This window comes from Lysinibacillus sp. FSL K6-0102 (assembly GCF_038003545.1).
Classification (GTDB): domain Bacteria; phylum Bacillota; class Bacilli; order Bacillales_A; family Planococcaceae; genus Lysinibacillus; species Lysinibacillus capsici.
In genome coordinates this window covers 2,488,667-2,504,104 of the sequence record NZ_JBBOPH010000001.1, presented here as the reverse complement: position 1 = coordinate 2,504,104, position 15,438 = coordinate 2,488,667, and the positions used below count along the sequence as shown (strand labels likewise).

Sequence of the window (15,438 nt, the reverse complement as noted above, 5' to 3'; positions counted from 1 at the left end):
AATTAATAACTGGATTTATTTGTGACAGTATTAACAATGAGATTCGTAAAATCTTCTACAGATAAAGGCTTACTAAAATAATAGCCCTGCACATACTCACATCCATGCTCACGCAGAACATTTAATTCAGCTTCCTCCTCTACACCTTCAGCTACTACTTGGAGATTTAAGGCATGTGCTAATGAAATCATGGCTGAAATCATAGCGATTCCAGACTTCTCAGGTACGATATCACGGACAAAGGCACGATCAATTTTAAGTACATCCACTGGGAATTTTTTTAAATAATTTAACGATGAATAGCCTGTCCCAAAATCATCTAATGAAATAGTTATACCTAGTTCTCGTAATTGCTTGATAGTATCAATTAAATCTTCCGTATAATCAAGCATACTCATCTCGGTAATTTCAATTTCTAATAAATTAGGGTCAATGCCTGTTTCTGCAATGACACTACGCACCATATCTACAAAGCCACCTGTACTAATATGAATTGGTGAAATATTTACAGCTACCCGCAATGATAAATCATGTGATTCATTCCACTGACGAGCTTGAGCACAGGCTTTACGTAAAACCCATACACCAATATCATTAATCAATCCACAATCCTCTGCAAATGGAATAAAACGATCTGGCGGAATATGACCTAATTCAGGATCATACCAGCGTAGCAATGCCTCCATACCAATAACAGAATCCGTTTTTAAGTCGATCTTAGGCTGATAATGTAATTGTAGACGATCTTGCTTTAATGCTTGATGTAATTTCGTTTCCAGCAAAAGCCATTTATCATTGGCCTCGTCCATATTATCACGATATAGTCGATATTGATTACCTCGTGTAGATTTTGCAGCATACATAGCAATATCCGCATTTTTCAATAATTCTTCCACAGAGTTTGCATGATCTGGGAATACACTGATGCCGATACTAATACTCGCATAAAATTCATAGGTATCGACAATAAAGCTTTCATTGAAGACGCCAATAATTTCCTTAGCCATTTCATCAATGCGATTGACATCATTTAGAATCATGACAAATTCATCGCTATTGTGGCGATAAAAAGAATTCGAAGTATGATCAATATTGCGCAGACGATTGGACATTTCCACTAAAAACATATCGCCAATAATATGACCAAGTCCGTCGTTAATGTGTTTGAAACGATTCACATCAATGAAAAATAACGCAAACTTCTCTCCTGTACGTCGAGATTGATGAAATTCATTTTCTAAACGCTGTTCTAATTTGCGACGATTTGGTAGCCCTGTTAGTTCATCGTGATAGGCAATATGAGTAATTTTTTTAATGTCCTTTTGCGCTGTAATGTCTACGCGAATGGCAATATATTGATAAGGCTTTCCTCGTTCATCTAGGAACGGAAAAATCGTTGTTTTCACCCAATATAAACTGCCATCCTTTGCACGATTGCACACCTCGCCATTCCACATATCGCCATTACCGATTGTTTTCCACATCTCTCTAAAGAAAGATTTGGGATGAAAGCCTGAATTTAGTAAACGGTGATCTTGACCAACTAATTCTTCACGCGTATACTTCGAAATTTTACAAAAATGATCATTAACAAAAGTAATTTTTCCGGTACGATCTGTAATCGCTACAATGATGGAACTATTCATGGCGGAAAAGATATCTTGTAATTCTTTTAGACTGTAGTTCATTTGATTAACACTACTAGGCGTGATATTCATCATTTTCATTCTCCATTCATTAAAATATGAAGGGTTTGGTACTTTTGCTTTATCTTACAGCGAGGTATAAAGTTGTGGTATATCGCCCTTTTTTATGTAATTATATTATAGTCTTAGAAAAGCAGTTAATTCAACCCAAATCTCAAAAACATTCAAAGCTGCATTTGATAGTTTTTAATAAAATAGACAAAAATTAGTGGATATAACCTCCTTGTAATTGTCTAAATATATTGTTATTCAATACTTTTGAACTATATTAAATAGTTTATTTAGGCTATTTATCTTTTTAATACAAAATATAAAAGTTTTATATAATATGTTTGAATGTCTTGTAAAATTTTTGTTAAAGTAAAATGCCTTACTGTCCCACATAGGAAGTAAGGCATTTTAAATGTTAAGAGACCTCATATTCTATTGAACCCCCTATTGATTTCGCCTGCATGTTGTAGGCATCTAATTGCTCTTGGGATAAACTTGAAATGTAATAGTGAAAATTAATAGGCTCTAGCCCATGCTCCTCACATACTTGACGATAAAATTCATAACCTTCTCGATAATCTGTCATCCTCATAACTTCCTTTCACATTCCCTATTTTACGTCTAGTTTTTTGTTATATAACAGAAATATTATTTGTTTAAAAATATATAACAGACTACTGTACTTGTCAATGAATTATCTGAAATTTCTTGCTGAAATCACGAAAGCCCAGACCATTTTATTTAGTATGGCTGGGCTTTTCATAAAATATTCACGGCGGCTTCCGTCATAATCACTCCTTTTAAATTCCTAATTGTTTTGCTTGCATATTGTAAGCCGAAAGTTGTTGCTGTGATAATTGTAATACATAGTAACGGAAAGAAATTGGCTCCAATCCATAGCGCTCACACATTTCACAATAAAATTCATAACCATCACGATACTTTGACATTTAAATTTCCTCCTCTAACTAAATCTGTTTTATAACAGTTGTTATTATTTTTATTTAATATATAACAGATTATGTAGCACGTCAAGAGATTATAACAGAAAAATTGAATAACAATAAAAGGAATTTAGCTCCTCTCCTGTGCCAAATTCCTTTCATACATGTTATTCTCTAACGATTTCTTGTAATTGCTTGATATGACGCTGCTCGTGCATATAGACCATTTCAATCCATTGGTCGAGTGGTAATTCTCCTAAGGCTGGGTGCTTCACAGCGCGCTTAGCTAATGCTTCAGGTTCCTCGATTGTTTGCAAAAAGGCGAGGAGGTTCTTTCTTGTTGTAGCTAGTAAATCCAGCATCGCTTGAACAGTGAAAGGCTCTTCTGCTGGCTCTACAATAGGCGGTGCTTGGAACTTTCTTGATCGATCTAAGATGAGATGAACATTTTTTCGAGCGGGTGTTGACTGTTCCTCTGCCTTTAATCCCCATGTAATGGCTTTCTTTGTTGCTTCCTCTACTAATACGAGATGATGACAGATTTGTGCCACACTCCAGCTTTGTGCATCTGGTTTCTTATTAAAGGTTGTATCGTCCAATAAGTGAATTTCCTGAAGCAATTGTGTTCTTGTGGTATCGAGATGTTCTTTGACGTTTGACATCCTTGGCTCCCCTTTCATTAGGTCTTCTACTATATATTCGATATGGAGAGGGGAAAATCATCTTTCACGAACAATATTAAATGGATTATTCTCTAAAACTTGCTGTAGCTGCTCATCTTCAATATGTGTATAAATTTGCGTGGTTGCGACGCTAGAATGCCCTAAAATGTGCTGCAAACTACGGATATCTGCCCCTGCTTTATACATCATCGTTGCGGATGTATGGCGTAGTTTGTGTGGTGTAAGTCGTTCTTTTTGAAGACCTGACTGCTGATTAATGCGTTTAACGATTTTGGCAACGGTTTGACGTGTAAAGCGTGTTCCCTTCTGAGACACAAATAGGGGCTCCTCACCTTCGCCTTTATAGGGTGTCTTCCCACTGTTTTCATAGTCAGCAAGTGCCTGCATACAGCTATCATTTAAATAGACGGTGCGCTCTTTGTTGCCCTTCCCAATTACGGTTAAATAACGTCCTTGAATGGATGTCTTATTAAGCTGACATAGCTCGGTGACACGTATTCCTAAATTTAAGAAAAACATCATCATGCAATAATTTCTCGGGGATGCCTGATTGCTTTTAATCCCATCTATAAATTGTGTAGCTTCTTGTAGGTTCATATAAATGGGTCGTTTTCTGCCTATCTTTGGTGTCTCTAATTCATCTGCAGGATTTTCCTCGATAAGTCGACGTTTGCCTTTTAAGTATTTAAAAAAGGATTTTAATGTGGCCACTTTTCGTGCTCGTGCAGCAGCTGAATTGCCTCGCTGTACTTCGCAATATTCCATGAATAAATAAAGATCCTCTAATGTCATTTCGCGTATTTCTTCTATTGTAATAGTGCCAATATCAATGGCGGATAAATTCTCTATATCCAAATCCTCCTGGACAGCTTTGTGGAAGCGGAAAAATAAGGTCAGGTCATATTCATATTCTTTTCTTGTGCGCTGAGACTTTCCTTTGATGGTTGTTAAATAGACAAGAAAATCCTTCATGAATTTTGGTTGTTTTGTTTTTTGCATGCTCATCACCTCTATTTGCTCTATTTTACCATGAAAAAACGTTCCCAAATATAAATTTGGGAACTTTATTGAAAAAAAATGCCCTTTTTCGCACGTTAGAACAAATGTTCTGTTCGAAGGTAATAAAAAAAACCCTTTTTAAAAAGAGGATTTTTGTTATAACTATTTTGTGACAGTTATAGGATTTTAGGCATAAAGTTCTCGGTAAATGAATATTAAAATCTAGTAGACTTTATTTGCTGTGTGAGACGCTTCGAAAAAACAATAGATGGGTAACTGTCCAAGTCGATTCGTCTCACAACACGCATGGAATTATTTTACAAAAACTGAATAATTCCCATCCTCTTGTTTTGTTAGTGACCAGTTTGTCGATAACATTTGCTGAAGTCTTGTGACTGTTTCCTCATCACACGTTAAATGCTGGATACCCGTTTCTAATAGTTGGTAATCCTTCCCTTCTTCTAATTGAAAGCGTAGCTGCAATAAACGTTGGATGCCTGGTAATGTTACATACTTGATTCGATAATGGCCATGGTATGCATTTAAGAACTGTTGTTCCCCTTCCTGATATAGAGCCATTGTCTCGCTAAATTCATAGTTTGGCACTTGTTCTTGCCAAGCTGATACATCCCCCGAACGCAAAGCTCGTAAAATTTCCTCGTCTGATAAATTTAATTTGGATAGTTTATCTAATTCATATGCTTGCATTAAATTAATGATGGTCATGGTTGTTAGCTCCTTTTATGTATTTATTCACAGTGTAACATGTTTTCACTACTACTTGAATTCGGAGGCGTTCCATATGATGAATTTATATGATTCTAGTCTGTTTTTCGATGAAATGTTTGATGGCAATAAGCCAAAGCCTCATTATCGATCTTTTCATCATAAGCTAACCTTTTTTTCGCGGGAGCAACTTGAAGAAAAATACCGACAAGCGCAGGCGAGCTTTCTCAGACAAGGGATTACTTTTACGGTATATGGTGCACAAGATGGAACAGAACGTACCATGCCTTTTGATTGTGTCCCAATTATTATTCCTCAAACCAAATGGGCCATGATTGAAGCAGGTGTCAAGCAGCGCGTGGAGGCACTCAACAAATTTTTACAGGATGTTTATGGACAGCAAAAGATCTTTCAGGACGGTCTTATTCCGAGACAGCTTGTTGAAAATAATCCATATTTCAAACCAACCATGAGAGGACTTCAAGTACCAATTGCGAATCATATATTTTTAGCAGGGATTGATTTAATTCGGGATGAAAAAGGTGATTATCATGTACTCGAAGATAATTTACGCAACCCTTCCGGCATTTCCTATGTCTTTGAAAATCGGGATGTGATGAAGGAAGTATACCCTGAATTTTTCTCCAAGCATACGATTCGACCTCTTGATAAACAAATGGCTTATATGAAAAAAGCACTTCTTGCCCATCGTCCACCTTCCATGCAAGCAGAAAGAGAGCCTAAAGCTGTACTTCTGACAGCAGGCATGTACAATTCTGCGTATTACGATCATGTTTTTTTAGCCCAGCATTTAAACATCCAGCTCGTCGAGGGCCGTGATTTAGTTGTACAGGATTTGAAGGTCTATATGAAAACCATTTATGGCCTACAGCAAATCGATATTATTTATCGGCGGATTGATGATGACTTTCTAGATCCTACTGTCTTTCGTGAGGATTCTTTATTAGGTGTTCCACATTTAATGGCTGCTTATCAAGCAGGTCATGTATCCATCTTGAATGCCGTTGGGAATGGAGTGGCAGATGATAAAGCAATGTATGCCTATGTGCCTGAGATGATTCGCTATTATTTACAGGAAGAACCTATTCTACCGAATGTGAAAACCTATCATCTAGGAGATGACAGTCAGCGTGAATGGGTGTTAGAGCATATACACGAGCTCGTTATTAAAAACGTAGGAGCCTCTGGTGGCTATGACATGTTAATTGGTCCACATGCGAGTAAGGAAGAGATTGCTTTATTTAAGCAAAAAATTGTTGAACAGCCCTATCAATACATTGCACAACCAACGATTAAATTGTCCAGAGCACCTGCCTTCCAGAATGGGCGATTTTATCCTTGCCATGTTGATTTACGTGTCTATGTCATGAAGGGTGAGGATTGCTATGTGTTGCCTGGTGGTTTATCCAGAGTGGCACTACAAGAAGGGTCTCTTGTGGTAAATTCCTCTCAAGGGGGCGGTGCAAAGGATACGTGGATTTTAAAGGAGGAATTGCAGCATGCTAAGTCGAGTAGCCGACGCGTTGTACTGGATGGCACGTTATAGTGAACGTACACAAACAAATGCACATATATTACAGGTACAGCTGTTGAATATGTTGGAGCAATCTGGGCAAGAACATGATTATATTGATCATTGGGAGGCTGTTTTAAATATTTGTGCCTCTAAGGAGGAGTATTTAGCAAATTACACAACGATTCGTGTTAACCCTTTGATTGATTATCTTCTGTTTTCTGAGAAAAATGGCAATGCCCTTCATGCCACATTGCGTGCTAATCGGGAAAATGCACGAGTTACACGTGATAGTATGCCAACGGAACTTTGGGAAATTCAAAATTCCTTTTATTTAACAAAGCAACAGTCCATACTAAAAAGAGAACGACCGATTCCACTCATTGCCCTTCAAGATTTTTTACAGGATGTACGAAAGACTTTATGGATGGAGACAGGGTTAATTGAGGGCTCGATGGATCGCGATCTTCCCTTCTATTTTATGCAGGTCGGCAAATGGCTTGAACGAGCAGAAAAAACCATTCGGATGATCGTGATAATCGTAGAACAACAGAAGCGAACAGGTACGTCACTGTTAGAGGATGATGGTATCTTTTTATTGGATCTTTCCGCAGCAAGAGAATCTTTCATGCGGAAGCATCGCCAGACCAATTTACTAACGGTCATTCGTTATTTAGTCCAAGATGCGCATTTCCCATGTTCTGTGATGTTCTGTGTAAAGAAAATAGAAGAAGCCATAACGGCTATTGAACATGATTCTTTATCCCCACGATTTTTAACGCTTCAGTCGGATATTAGTAGCCTGGTTCTTGCAATCGATCATATCGATTTTTGGCAAATGACTATTGAGGAAACCCTAAAAATGATGGAGGAAAGATTGTCTCAATGTATGGCTTTTAGTGATGCCTTTTCGACAATCTATCATTTATATGAACCCAGCGTACAACCTTGAAAGGAATTCACCACAGCTCCCTTTCAACAGGCAAGTCAGTAAGCAGAAGGAAGCGGACACGATGAAATTTGAAATTCAGCATACAAATATTTTTCAATATGAGTCTGAAGTCGATCAAAGCTTGAATACTATTCGTTTAAAGCCGCGTAGCGATGAGCGACAGCGATTATTATCTTATCGAATTGCCATAACGCCATCCTCCCTAACCCGTGAGCATACGGATATTTGGGGCAATACTGTTGGTTCCTTTTATATACCAGAGCAACATCAAATACTAGAAATTCATACATCTTCAATTGTAAGTATTCAGCGTGCACCATTTATTCATCGTATTCAATATTCGCCAGAAATGCAGACCATCTTTCACTCACAGCTATTCTATGAGCATTATTTACCGTATTTAAAAGCAACACATTTTACATTTATGACAGAGCAGCAGCTAGAGGAAGTTTATCATGCGATCGGTCATGCTGAAAATCCTGTGCTCTTTTCGCTTAATTTAATGCAGTATTTATATTCTAGCTTTGAGTATGACCCGACAGCGACCAATGTAACTACAATAGCAAGTGAGGCATTTGCATTAAAACGGGGTGTTTGTCAGGATTTCACCCATGTCATGCTTGCTGTTTTACGGGCGAAAGGAATACCAGCTCGCTATGTCAGTGGCTATCTATATGTCGATGAAAACTCAGCCCTCATCGGAGATATCGCTACACATGCCTGGGTAGAAGTCATGATTCCAGGTATTGGCTGGATCGGTCTTGATCCCACAAATAATGTGGAAGTATTAGAAAACCATATTATTTTATGTATTGGACGCGATTATAGTGACATTAGCCCTGTGGAAGGGGTATATACAGGAGGCAAGCATGATTTAACAGTCAAAGTAAATGTCAAAGCATTGAATCATTTATAAAAGGCGTGCAGTAATGGTGATAAATCGCGATTACTGCACGCTTTTATTCTAGGCGTTGCTGTCTTTCTGTTAGCACCCATTTCCGTACATAGCCCATTTCTTGTTGAATGTGCTCCAGCGTTTTTGCCTGTTGAAACGCCCGTTGCATCACAGTATAACGCAAGTCAGTGGCTCTTACATTCTTCCCTATATCTTGTGACATCGTTTGAAAAATGCGTTCAACTGTTTTCGTAGTAATCGGCTTCGCTAAACTTGCCTCGCTTACCCAAACCCATTCCCCTACCTCTTGCTCATGTAAATTGGTCGTCTCTTTTTTATACTGTGCGAGCATGTCCATGAGGATCGGTGAACACTTTATTTCTCGACGTCCATTTCGGTTGGCTATAAAAAGAGTCGCTTTTTCTTCATTAAAGTGTGTCCATTTCATGCGAACGAGCTCGGCAGGCTTACAACCTGTTTCCATCAACACTTGAACGATACAGCCATTGCGTCTTGCCAGCCATGCATGCTCCTTTGTCTTAGCATATTGAAAATAGGTGGGCCATACGTTTGCAATTTGCATGATCTGCTTATTTGTCAGTGCTTGCAGTGCCTCTTTTTGTCTTTTTTTCGGCTGTAAAAGATGCTGATAATCAAAAGGCTCCACCCATTCTCGTAAAAAAATAAAGTCTACAAAGCCTCGTAATGTCGCTATTTTATGGTTAAAAGTATTGATATTACTGTAGGTTTCCTTTAAATACTCGCAGTAGAGCTGTAATAAACTTTTCAATTGATGATCTACATACAAGTAGTTTTGCTTATGGGCGAAAGTTAAAAATTGCTGTCCATCCATATTGTATTGTTTTTTTGTGGCAGGACTTTTTTTCAATGATTGCAGCAGTAATACATAGCTATTCCATGCGTCCTTGAGTGTAACCATACAGCCCCTCCTTGTCTACTTTGCGTGTGTTATTTATATTTTACTATATTTTGGGTGCGTAGGTTCAACTTCATTTTATCATATTGTAATGTCGGATAATCTGTATTTCTATAACAGGAACCCGCTTCTACCATTCAAATGCCCTTTACGTAATGAAGAAACATATGTTCCTAAAGTAGTTTCTCATAATTTTTGCTTTCTTACAATAGTAAATTCCGCTCCCCTGTTGTAGTACAATAAATGCTTACTATGCCCTACATTCTTGTATAACAATACAATTTTATGTGAAAATTCGTATCATTTCGTGTTTATGGTTAATTGTGTTATATAATAAAGATAGACACTAACATGTAGGAGGCTTTCCGATATGCAAGTAAAAACGACTCGACTGGAAGCAGAAGATGCGAAAATTATTTATCAAGAAACAGCTGGACTAGCGATTATTACGATTCATCGACCACAAGCAAAAAATGCATTAACCGCAAACATGTGGGATCAATTAGCCAAAATTGCCCTACAAGTATTAGATAATCCGAAAAATAAAGTACTAATTTTACGAGGCTCTGGCCAAAACTTTACAGCGGGCTCCGATATTAAAGAGTTCAATGCCATTTCTCTTGAACAAGCTGAAGAAGCCTTTGTACATATGGAAAAAACCATTTCTACCATTGAGCGCCTCCCGATTCCAACGATTGGCGTCATCAATGGGCCTGCGATGGGCGCTGGCTTGGAATTAGCCTTAGCCTGCGATATCCGCATTGGCTCTGAAAAGGCCAAGCTCGGCATTCCTGTCGGTAAATTAGGAATCACCTTAAATAACAAATTTGCACAGCGTTTAGTTCAGCTTGTTGGCCCTGCCACAACCAAGGATTTAGTCTTTACAGGACGAATGTTTAAAGCAGAGGAAGCCTTCAAGCTTGGAATGCTTAACTACCTAGTAGCTGAAAAAGATTTAAATAAATACATGATTCGAATGGGTAAGCTGGTTGCAGGAATGTCGCCTGAATCCTTACTTGCCGTGAAGCAATCTGTTCAAGAATGTCTCGATAGTGCGCCGACCTTATGGCAAGGCTCTTCACCATTTGTAGGCAGTGATTTCGCGGAGGGTTGTCGTGCCTTTGTGGAAAAACGCCAGCCACAGTTCACTCGCCAGCCTAAATAAAAAACAGGTACTCTTAACGCCAACGTGCGAGCGGAGTACCTGTTTTTTACGCTTTTTTCTTTTGCAAAGCCGTTTTTACATGTACATGAATAGCATCTAATTCATAGCCAAAATGTAGATAAAAATCTTGCTGCACAGCTTGTTGTAATTCCACTAAACGCGCTGCTAATGGATAATCGATCGGCAGCTTTACTTGAATAGTGAGGATAGCTTGAACCTGATCCCCTAGCACAAATTGTGCTTGCTCGACCTTTTGTACAAATGCCTGTTGGCTACAGCAGTATGTCAGTAGCTGTACATAAACATGCTTGCTGATTTCTATATATTCCCGCTGAAAATCAGGACGTACAATCGTCGTTTCCCCGATTTTTTCTCGTTTCGAAGAAAAAATCTCCATGCCCTTTTGCACCAATCGTTTAAAGAAATTTTGCTCCACTTGTCTATATGGAATCGGCATAACATGCTTGCCCTGTGTTTGACGGATAAAGCGTGCTTTTTGAATTTCTTTCAATGAACGGACATCTTCTACATTATAATAGTGTTCAATCGGACCCAGCTCTAGCTGCTTGGCAATACTATTCGTCATTTTAGTCGATGTACCTATCAGTAAAATAGAATGTACCTGATGATGAGCTAGCGCCTTTTGGACAGCCTCACGATGAACTGGATCTGTAAAAATGGCACGTCGTACAGCAGTAATTGTATTCTTTTCGAATTTAGCAGAAAGACCTGCCACTCTGACGCCATTCACAATGAGTAATCCATCATCAACAATGGCCTCCACCCCTAATTTATGGGCAAAGGCCAGCGCACTTGTACTTTTGCCTGTGCCGCTTGGTCCACTTAATGAATAAACCTTCAATGCCCTCTTCCCCCTTACAAAATCGTTTTCGCATCTGGTGGTAATGTACATACATGCTTCAAATAGGCTGACATACGAGCATCATCCTCGTGAGGGTACGAGAACTGGAAGTGATGGGCAACCTCCTTTGCGATGCTTCGAAAGAGTGTACATGCCGCAAACAGGGCATTCCACATGTTAGCATAATCAGCGTCGGCATAGGTTTTTACGTACAATGCCCAATAATTAGCTGGCACATAGTTTTTTAAATACTTTCCCATTTTGCCTGTAGATATCTGAAAATGATGATGCTGACCAATCCACCAATTAAGCATTTGATGTAAGGACTGCCTTGTCGTTTCCTCAAACATTTGCTTGGCATATGGGAGCTCATCTCGCCAAATGCCCTTGGCTATATTTTGTAAGCACCACCAAAAATCATTGGTACAGCTGGCAAATTGCCCCACAGTCGGTGGACTAATATGATAGCCACAATCTGAAGATGGAGAGATAGATGGCAAAAGCTGATCCTTATCGAGTAAAGGGACTGTCAGCTTGTCTTGTCCATATTCATCCAGCATAGCTTGTGTCGATAATAAGCGAAGGTCAATGCGATGCCCATCCTTTAATAACATTAAATATGTATAGCTATAAGAAAAGTCTTTGTCCAAGCCAAGCCCCTTATCCAATCGATCAGGCTCCTGCACCATCAGCTGCTCACCAAATACTTGAATCCATTTATCATCTTGTAAGAAAGAGGCTATATCTGTTACGACATACACAACATCAAAATCCTGAAACATATCCCTTGGTACTTTCGGATTTGCTCTTGAGCCATTTAGGTAAACAGCACGAATTCTACTGTCCTGTTGTGCAGTGGCTAGGATTAAATCATACATTTCTTGCTCTGTTCTCATAAGACTCACCCCACCTGAAAAGCTTTATACATAGTATAATACACTTTCCTCTTTGAAGGAATTTATAGTAGCTTCTCCCAATGGTAGAAAATCTTTTTTCGCTAGTCTATGCACACATCCTCTCCATTATATAAATATTTTCTTTTTTCAGAATATCTGTCCCTTTCTGCGCTTCAGTATGATAAAATGTGAACTACTATTCTGTTATACAACTACAAGGAGTGTACTAGTTTTGAAAATCGTACCATCTAAAAAAATGTCATTATTTACACCAGCAATTTTCGGAGATTTGAAAAATTTTGCTCGAGAGCAGCAAGCAAAGGGCATGACCTTAATTGACCTAAGCTTAGGCAGCCCTGATCTTCCTCCACATGCCAAAATACGTGAGCATCTTTCCTATCGTGCAGGTTTAGCCGAATCTTATGGCTATACACTGACTGGCACACAGCGTTTTTATGACGCGGTGAGTCGCTACTATAAGCGTCGTAGTAATGTTGATCTAGATCCCGCGACAGAAATTATTCAAACAATTGGTTCGCAAGAAGGCTTAGTGCATTTACCAATTGCCTTTTGTGATCCAGGAGACATCGTCTTATCCACAAACCCAGCTTATGTAGCGTATGACGCAGGGATTCACTTAGCTGGCGCAACACCTTATTACATGCCTCAAACAGCCGACAACGATTATTTACCTGATTTAGACGCTGTACCAAAAGAAATTGCACAGAAAGCAAAGTTATTGATTTTAAACTTGCCAGGAAATCCTGTACCAGCGATGCCGTCATTAGCATACTTTGAAAAAGTCATCGCCTTTGCTAAAAAGTATAATATCATCGTCCTCCATGATGCTGCCTATTCAGAGTTCTATTTTACGGGAGATGGCCCTATTAGCTTCCTAGCTGCACCAGGAGCAAAAGAGGTCGGTATGGAGATTAACTCCCTCTCTAAAAGCTTTAGCCTTGCTGGAACGCGTATTGCCTATATCGCAGGAAATGCAGAAATGATCGCTGTTATTAAGCAATTAAAATCAAATTTAGATTTCGGTATTTTCGAGCCTATTCAGGATGCGGCTGTCGTAGCACTGGATAACGCAGAGGAAATTACGGAAAGCTTACGTGCCACTTTCTCAGAGCGCCATAAAACGCTGATGAATGGCTTACAAGCTTTAGGCTGGGAAGCCGCACCCTCTGATGGTGGAATGTTCGTATGGGCTAAATATCCCTATGCTATCGATTGCACAGAATTAGCCTTTCAATTGATTGAACAAGTAGGCGTTGTCACAGTTCCAGGAACCGTATTTGGTACAGCAGGACAAGGCTATTTACGTTTAGCATTAGTTCAACCAAAGGAACTTCTGCAAGAAGCCGTGGATCGCTTAGCAAAAGTACAATTATTAGCAAAGCAATAATTAGTCAATGTAAAAACCCTTCTAACATTTTGTTGGAAGGGTTTTTCTATGATGGTTAAATCCACACATCATTTTCAGCGGTAAGCTCTGATTGCTCCTCACCTGTATTCACGACACCCATTGGCTCTACAAGGAGAATTTTACACTCCGAAGCTGCAAAGGGTTTATGTTCCACATTGCGTGGGACAACAAACATCTCTCCTGCACGCAAGCTTACCTGGCCATCTCGGAATTCGATGATTAATTGCCCCTCAAGGACGATAAATACCTCATCCGTATCCTCATGCTTATGCCAAACAAAATCCCCCTGAACTTTGACGAGTTTGAATTGATAATCATTCATTTCAGCAATGACCTTTGGAGACCAATGCTCTTGAAATTTAGCCAGTTTCTCTTGAAAATTAATCGGTATGTATGCCATTTCCTTTTCCCCCTTGCTTTGACTCTACTACTAGAATAGCATAATGCCGTTTTCTACAGCAAAAACCAGCTACTGCGTTGCTAGCAGTAGCTGGTCGTTTATTAGATATCATATTTTTGATGAACGTCATCTTCGTAGCGATTATAGCGCTGCTTAAAGAGCTTGAATAAATGCGTGACAAGTACCTTAAAGATTGCATAGCCCGGAATCCCTAAAATAACGCCTGGGACACCAAATAACGAGCCTGCCGTTAATAGTACAAAGATAATCGTAATCGGGTGAATACTGAGTGATTTCCCCATAATTTGCGGTGAAATGAACTTTCCTTCGATTAACTGAACGATTGTCCATACAATTGCCAGCTTAATCAGCATCAATGGTGATGTAACAAGAGCGATAATGACTGCTGGTGTGATCGCAATAACGGGTCCTAAATAGGGCACCACACTTGTAATCATGGCAAGGAAGCCGAGCAATAAAGCATACTTCATGCCAATAATTAAGAAGCCAATCGTTACCATTGCCCCAATACACATGGATACTAAAATCTGTCCCTGTATGTACGAACTAATTTGCTTGTCCATGTCATGGAAAATGTCAGTTACCTCTTTACGCATACGTGGTGGGCACACTTTCAGCATAAATTTCGGTAATTTTTCGCCCTCTTTTAGTAAATAAAACAGGATGAATGGCACCGTTACAAGTGATAGCACAATACCTGTTAACGTTGAAAGGAAGCCGGTAATACCAGATGCCACACCCTGTGCTACATTGGTCGCCATATCCTTCACTGTTTTTACCATATCCGTTGTGAAGTTATTCAAAACTTCATCAAAATTAAAACTAATTTTATCTAAGTACTCATTAAAACGTGAATGATTTAGGAATTCTACAATGTTTTGTGTAAATGCCATGAAGTACTCTGGGAATTCCTGTGCTAAATTCGTGAACTGATCGCGTAAAAACGGATAGACTAGCACCACAAGTAACGTAATGACACCAATGACCGCAATATAGAGGATTAAAATACCCCATATTCTTGGAATGCGCCATCGTACTAGAATCGCCAGCAATGGGCGTAATAAATAGTAACCAATGACGGCTAGTACCCCTGGTAAAATGACTACTTCAAATAAAACTTGTAGCGGGGTAAAGATAAAGGAAACTTGATTAAACATAAAAATAACACATGCCACCAGTAATAAAATTACCAGTGTAAATAATAGGTTTCTACCACCTAAAAAACGAATAAACTTGGTTGCTAACAGGCTTGAACGCTCTTTTGGTCTCTCTTTTTCCATATATCCACCCCAATCCAA

16 protein-coding genes are annotated in these 15,438 nt (G+C 39.0%); 5 read left to right on the top strand and 11 right to left on the bottom strand.

The features are described from left to right. Positions 1–2: 2 nt before the first annotated feature. The 6 genes from NYE73_RS12680 to NYE73_RS12655 form a co-directional block, all read right to left on the bottom strand. Entirely contained in the window at positions 3–1,721 is a 1,719-nt protein-coding gene (locus NYE73_RS12680; RefSeq protein ID WP_259950748.1) for a putative bifunctional diguanylate cyclase/phosphodiesterase, read from the bottom strand. A gap of 391 nt (positions 1,722–2,112) precedes the next feature. After that, positions 2,113–2,283 (bottom strand): hypothetical protein, encoded by a 171-nt coding sequence (locus NYE73_RS12675; RefSeq protein ID WP_048392829.1) that lies wholly within the window; start codon positions 2,281–2,283, stop codon positions 2,113–2,115. 214 nt (positions 2,284–2,497) lie between these two features. Next, positions 2,498–2,647 (bottom strand): hypothetical protein, encoded by a 150-nt coding sequence (locus tag NYE73_RS12670; protein WP_004230023.1) that lies wholly within the window; start codon positions 2,645–2,647, stop codon positions 2,498–2,500. Positions 2,648–2,808: 161 nt separating this feature from the next. Next, positions 2,809–3,303, bottom strand: coding sequence for a DinB family protein (locus tag NYE73_RS12665; RefSeq protein ID WP_016992675.1), 495 nt, complete (start codon positions 3,301–3,303; stop codon positions 2,809–2,811). Between the two features lie 57 nt (positions 3,304–3,360). Beyond that, the gene (locus tag NYE73_RS12660) at positions 3,361–4,323 is read right to left on the bottom strand and encodes a tyrosine recombinase XerC (RefSeq protein ID WP_257960989.1); all 963 of its coding nucleotides are present in this window, start codon (positions 4,321–4,323) and stop codon (positions 3,361–3,363) included. Positions 4,324–4,635: 312 nt separating this feature from the next. Beyond that, complete coding sequence (locus NYE73_RS12655; RefSeq protein WP_103118120.1) at positions 4,636–5,049, bottom strand: hypothetical protein; 414 nt, start codon at positions 5,047–5,049, stop codon at positions 4,636–4,638. A 76-nt stretch (positions 5,050–5,125) separates the two neighbouring features. Between NYE73_RS12655 and NYE73_RS12650 the strand changes: the two genes are divergently transcribed. From NYE73_RS12650 to NYE73_RS12640, 3 genes are all read left to right on the top strand, one after another. After that, positions 5,126–6,616 (top strand): circularly permuted type 2 ATP-grasp protein, encoded by a 1,491-nt coding sequence (locus NYE73_RS12650; protein ID WP_048392838.1) that lies wholly within the window; start codon positions 5,126–5,128, stop codon positions 6,614–6,616. Next, a complete protein-coding gene (locus NYE73_RS12645; RefSeq protein WP_259950747.1) occupies positions 6,570–7,535 on the top strand; it encodes an alpha-E domain-containing protein in 966 nt (321 codons plus the stop codon). Before NYE73_RS12650 ends, NYE73_RS12645 begins: the two co-directional genes overlap by 47 nt. Before the next feature lie 61 nt (positions 7,536–7,596). Continuing rightward, positions 7,597–8,451 carry a transglutaminase family protein gene (locus tag NYE73_RS12640; RefSeq protein ID WP_048392841.1) on the top strand — a complete coding sequence of 285 codons (855 nt, stop codon included), beginning with the start codon at positions 7,597–7,599 and terminating at the stop codon, positions 8,449–8,451. A gap of 43 nt (positions 8,452–8,494) precedes the next feature. On the opposite strand, the gene NYE73_RS12635 is transcribed toward NYE73_RS12640, so the two are convergent. Continuing rightward, on the bottom strand, positions 8,495–9,370 hold the full coding sequence (locus NYE73_RS12635) for a tyrosine-type recombinase/integrase (RefSeq protein ID WP_259950746.1): 876 nt from the start codon (positions 9,368–9,370) through the stop codon (positions 8,495–8,497). Between the two features lie 367 nt (positions 9,371–9,737). On the opposite strand from NYE73_RS12635, the gene NYE73_RS12630 reads away from it, so the two are divergent. Then, positions 9,738–10,532: an enoyl-CoA hydratase/isomerase family protein gene (locus NYE73_RS12630; RefSeq protein ID WP_048392847.1), complete on the top strand. Its 795-nt coding sequence runs from the start codon at positions 9,738–9,740 to the stop codon at positions 10,530–10,532. A 46-nt stretch (positions 10,533–10,578) separates the two neighbouring features. Here the strand turns inward: NYE73_RS12630 and NYE73_RS12625 are convergent, their stop codons facing one another. Then, the gene (locus tag NYE73_RS12625; RefSeq protein WP_048392850.1) at positions 10,579–11,394 is read right to left on the bottom strand and encodes an ATP-binding protein; all 816 of its coding nucleotides are present in this window, start codon (positions 11,392–11,394) and stop codon (positions 10,579–10,581) included. A gap of 14 nt (positions 11,395–11,408) precedes the next feature. Then, positions 11,409–12,290, bottom strand: coding sequence for an aminoglycoside 6-adenylyltransferase (locus tag NYE73_RS12620; RefSeq protein ID WP_048392852.1), 882 nt, complete (start codon positions 12,288–12,290; stop codon positions 11,409–11,411). A gap of 232 nt (positions 12,291–12,522) precedes the next feature. Between NYE73_RS12620 and NYE73_RS12615 the strand changes: the two genes are divergently transcribed. Continuing rightward, a complete protein-coding gene (locus NYE73_RS12615; protein WP_259950745.1) occupies positions 12,523–13,698 on the top strand; it encodes an aminotransferase class I/II-fold pyridoxal phosphate-dependent enzyme in 1,176 nt (391 codons plus the stop codon). Between the two features lie 55 nt (positions 13,699–13,753). On the opposite strand, the gene NYE73_RS12610 is transcribed toward NYE73_RS12615, so the two are convergent. After that, positions 13,754–14,119 (bottom strand): cupin domain-containing protein, encoded by a 366-nt coding sequence (locus tag NYE73_RS12610; protein ID WP_048392856.1) that lies wholly within the window; start codon positions 14,117–14,119, stop codon positions 13,754–13,756. A gap of 101 nt (positions 14,120–14,220) precedes the next feature. Next, a complete protein-coding gene (locus tag NYE73_RS12605) occupies positions 14,221–15,420 on the bottom strand; it encodes an AI-2E family transporter (RefSeq protein WP_048392857.1) in 1,200 nt (399 codons plus the stop codon). Positions 15,421–15,438 lie beyond the last annotated feature (18 nt).

Excerpts from the sequence above, each read along its gene's own strand:
- NYE73_RS12680 (WP_259950748.1), bottom strand. The coding sequence starts at position 1,721 with ATGATGAATATCACGCCTAGTAGTGTTAATCAAATGAACTACAGTCTA.
- NYE73_RS12675 (WP_048392829.1), bottom strand. The coding sequence starts at position 2,283 with ATGACAGATTATCGAGAAGGTTATGAATTTTATCGTCAAGTATGTGAG.
- NYE73_RS12670 (WP_004230023.1), bottom strand. The coding sequence starts at position 2,647 with ATGTCAAAGTATCGTGATGGTTATGAATTTTATTGTGAAATGTGTGAG.
- NYE73_RS12665 (WP_016992675.1), bottom strand. The coding sequence starts at position 3,303 with ATGTCAAACGTCAAAGAACATCTCGATACCACAAGAACACAATTGCTT.
- NYE73_RS12660 (WP_257960989.1), bottom strand. The coding sequence starts at position 4,323 with ATGCAAAAAACAAAACAACCAAAATTCATGAAGGATTTTCTTGTCTAT.
- NYE73_RS12655 (WP_103118120.1), bottom strand. The coding sequence starts at position 5,049 with ATGACCATCATTAATTTAATGCAAGCATATGAATTAGATAAACTATCC.
- NYE73_RS12650 (WP_048392838.1), top strand. The coding sequence starts at position 5,126 with ATGATGAATTTATATGATTCTAGTCTGTTTTTCGATGAAATGTTTGAT.
- NYE73_RS12645 (WP_259950747.1), top strand. The coding sequence starts at position 6,570 with ATGCTAAGTCGAGTAGCCGACGCGTTGTACTGGATGGCACGTTATAGT.
- NYE73_RS12640 (WP_048392841.1), top strand. The coding sequence starts at position 7,597 with ATGAAATTTGAAATTCAGCATACAAATATTTTTCAATATGAGTCTGAA.
- NYE73_RS12635 (WP_259950746.1), bottom strand. The coding sequence starts at position 9,370 with ATGGTTACACTCAAGGACGCATGGAATAGCTATGTATTACTGCTGCAA.
- NYE73_RS12630 (WP_048392847.1), top strand. The coding sequence starts at position 9,738 with ATGCAAGTAAAAACGACTCGACTGGAAGCAGAAGATGCGAAAATTATT.
- NYE73_RS12620 (WP_048392852.1), bottom strand. The coding sequence starts at position 12,290 with ATGAGAACAGAGCAAGAAATGTATGATTTAATCCTAGCCACTGCACAA.
- NYE73_RS12610 (WP_048392856.1), bottom strand. The coding sequence starts at position 14,119 with ATGGCATACATACCGATTAATTTTCAAGAGAAACTGGCTAAATTTCAA.
- NYE73_RS12605 (WP_048392857.1), bottom strand. The coding sequence starts at position 15,420 with ATGGAAAAAGAGAGACCAAAAGAGCGTTCAAGCCTGTTAGCAACCAAG.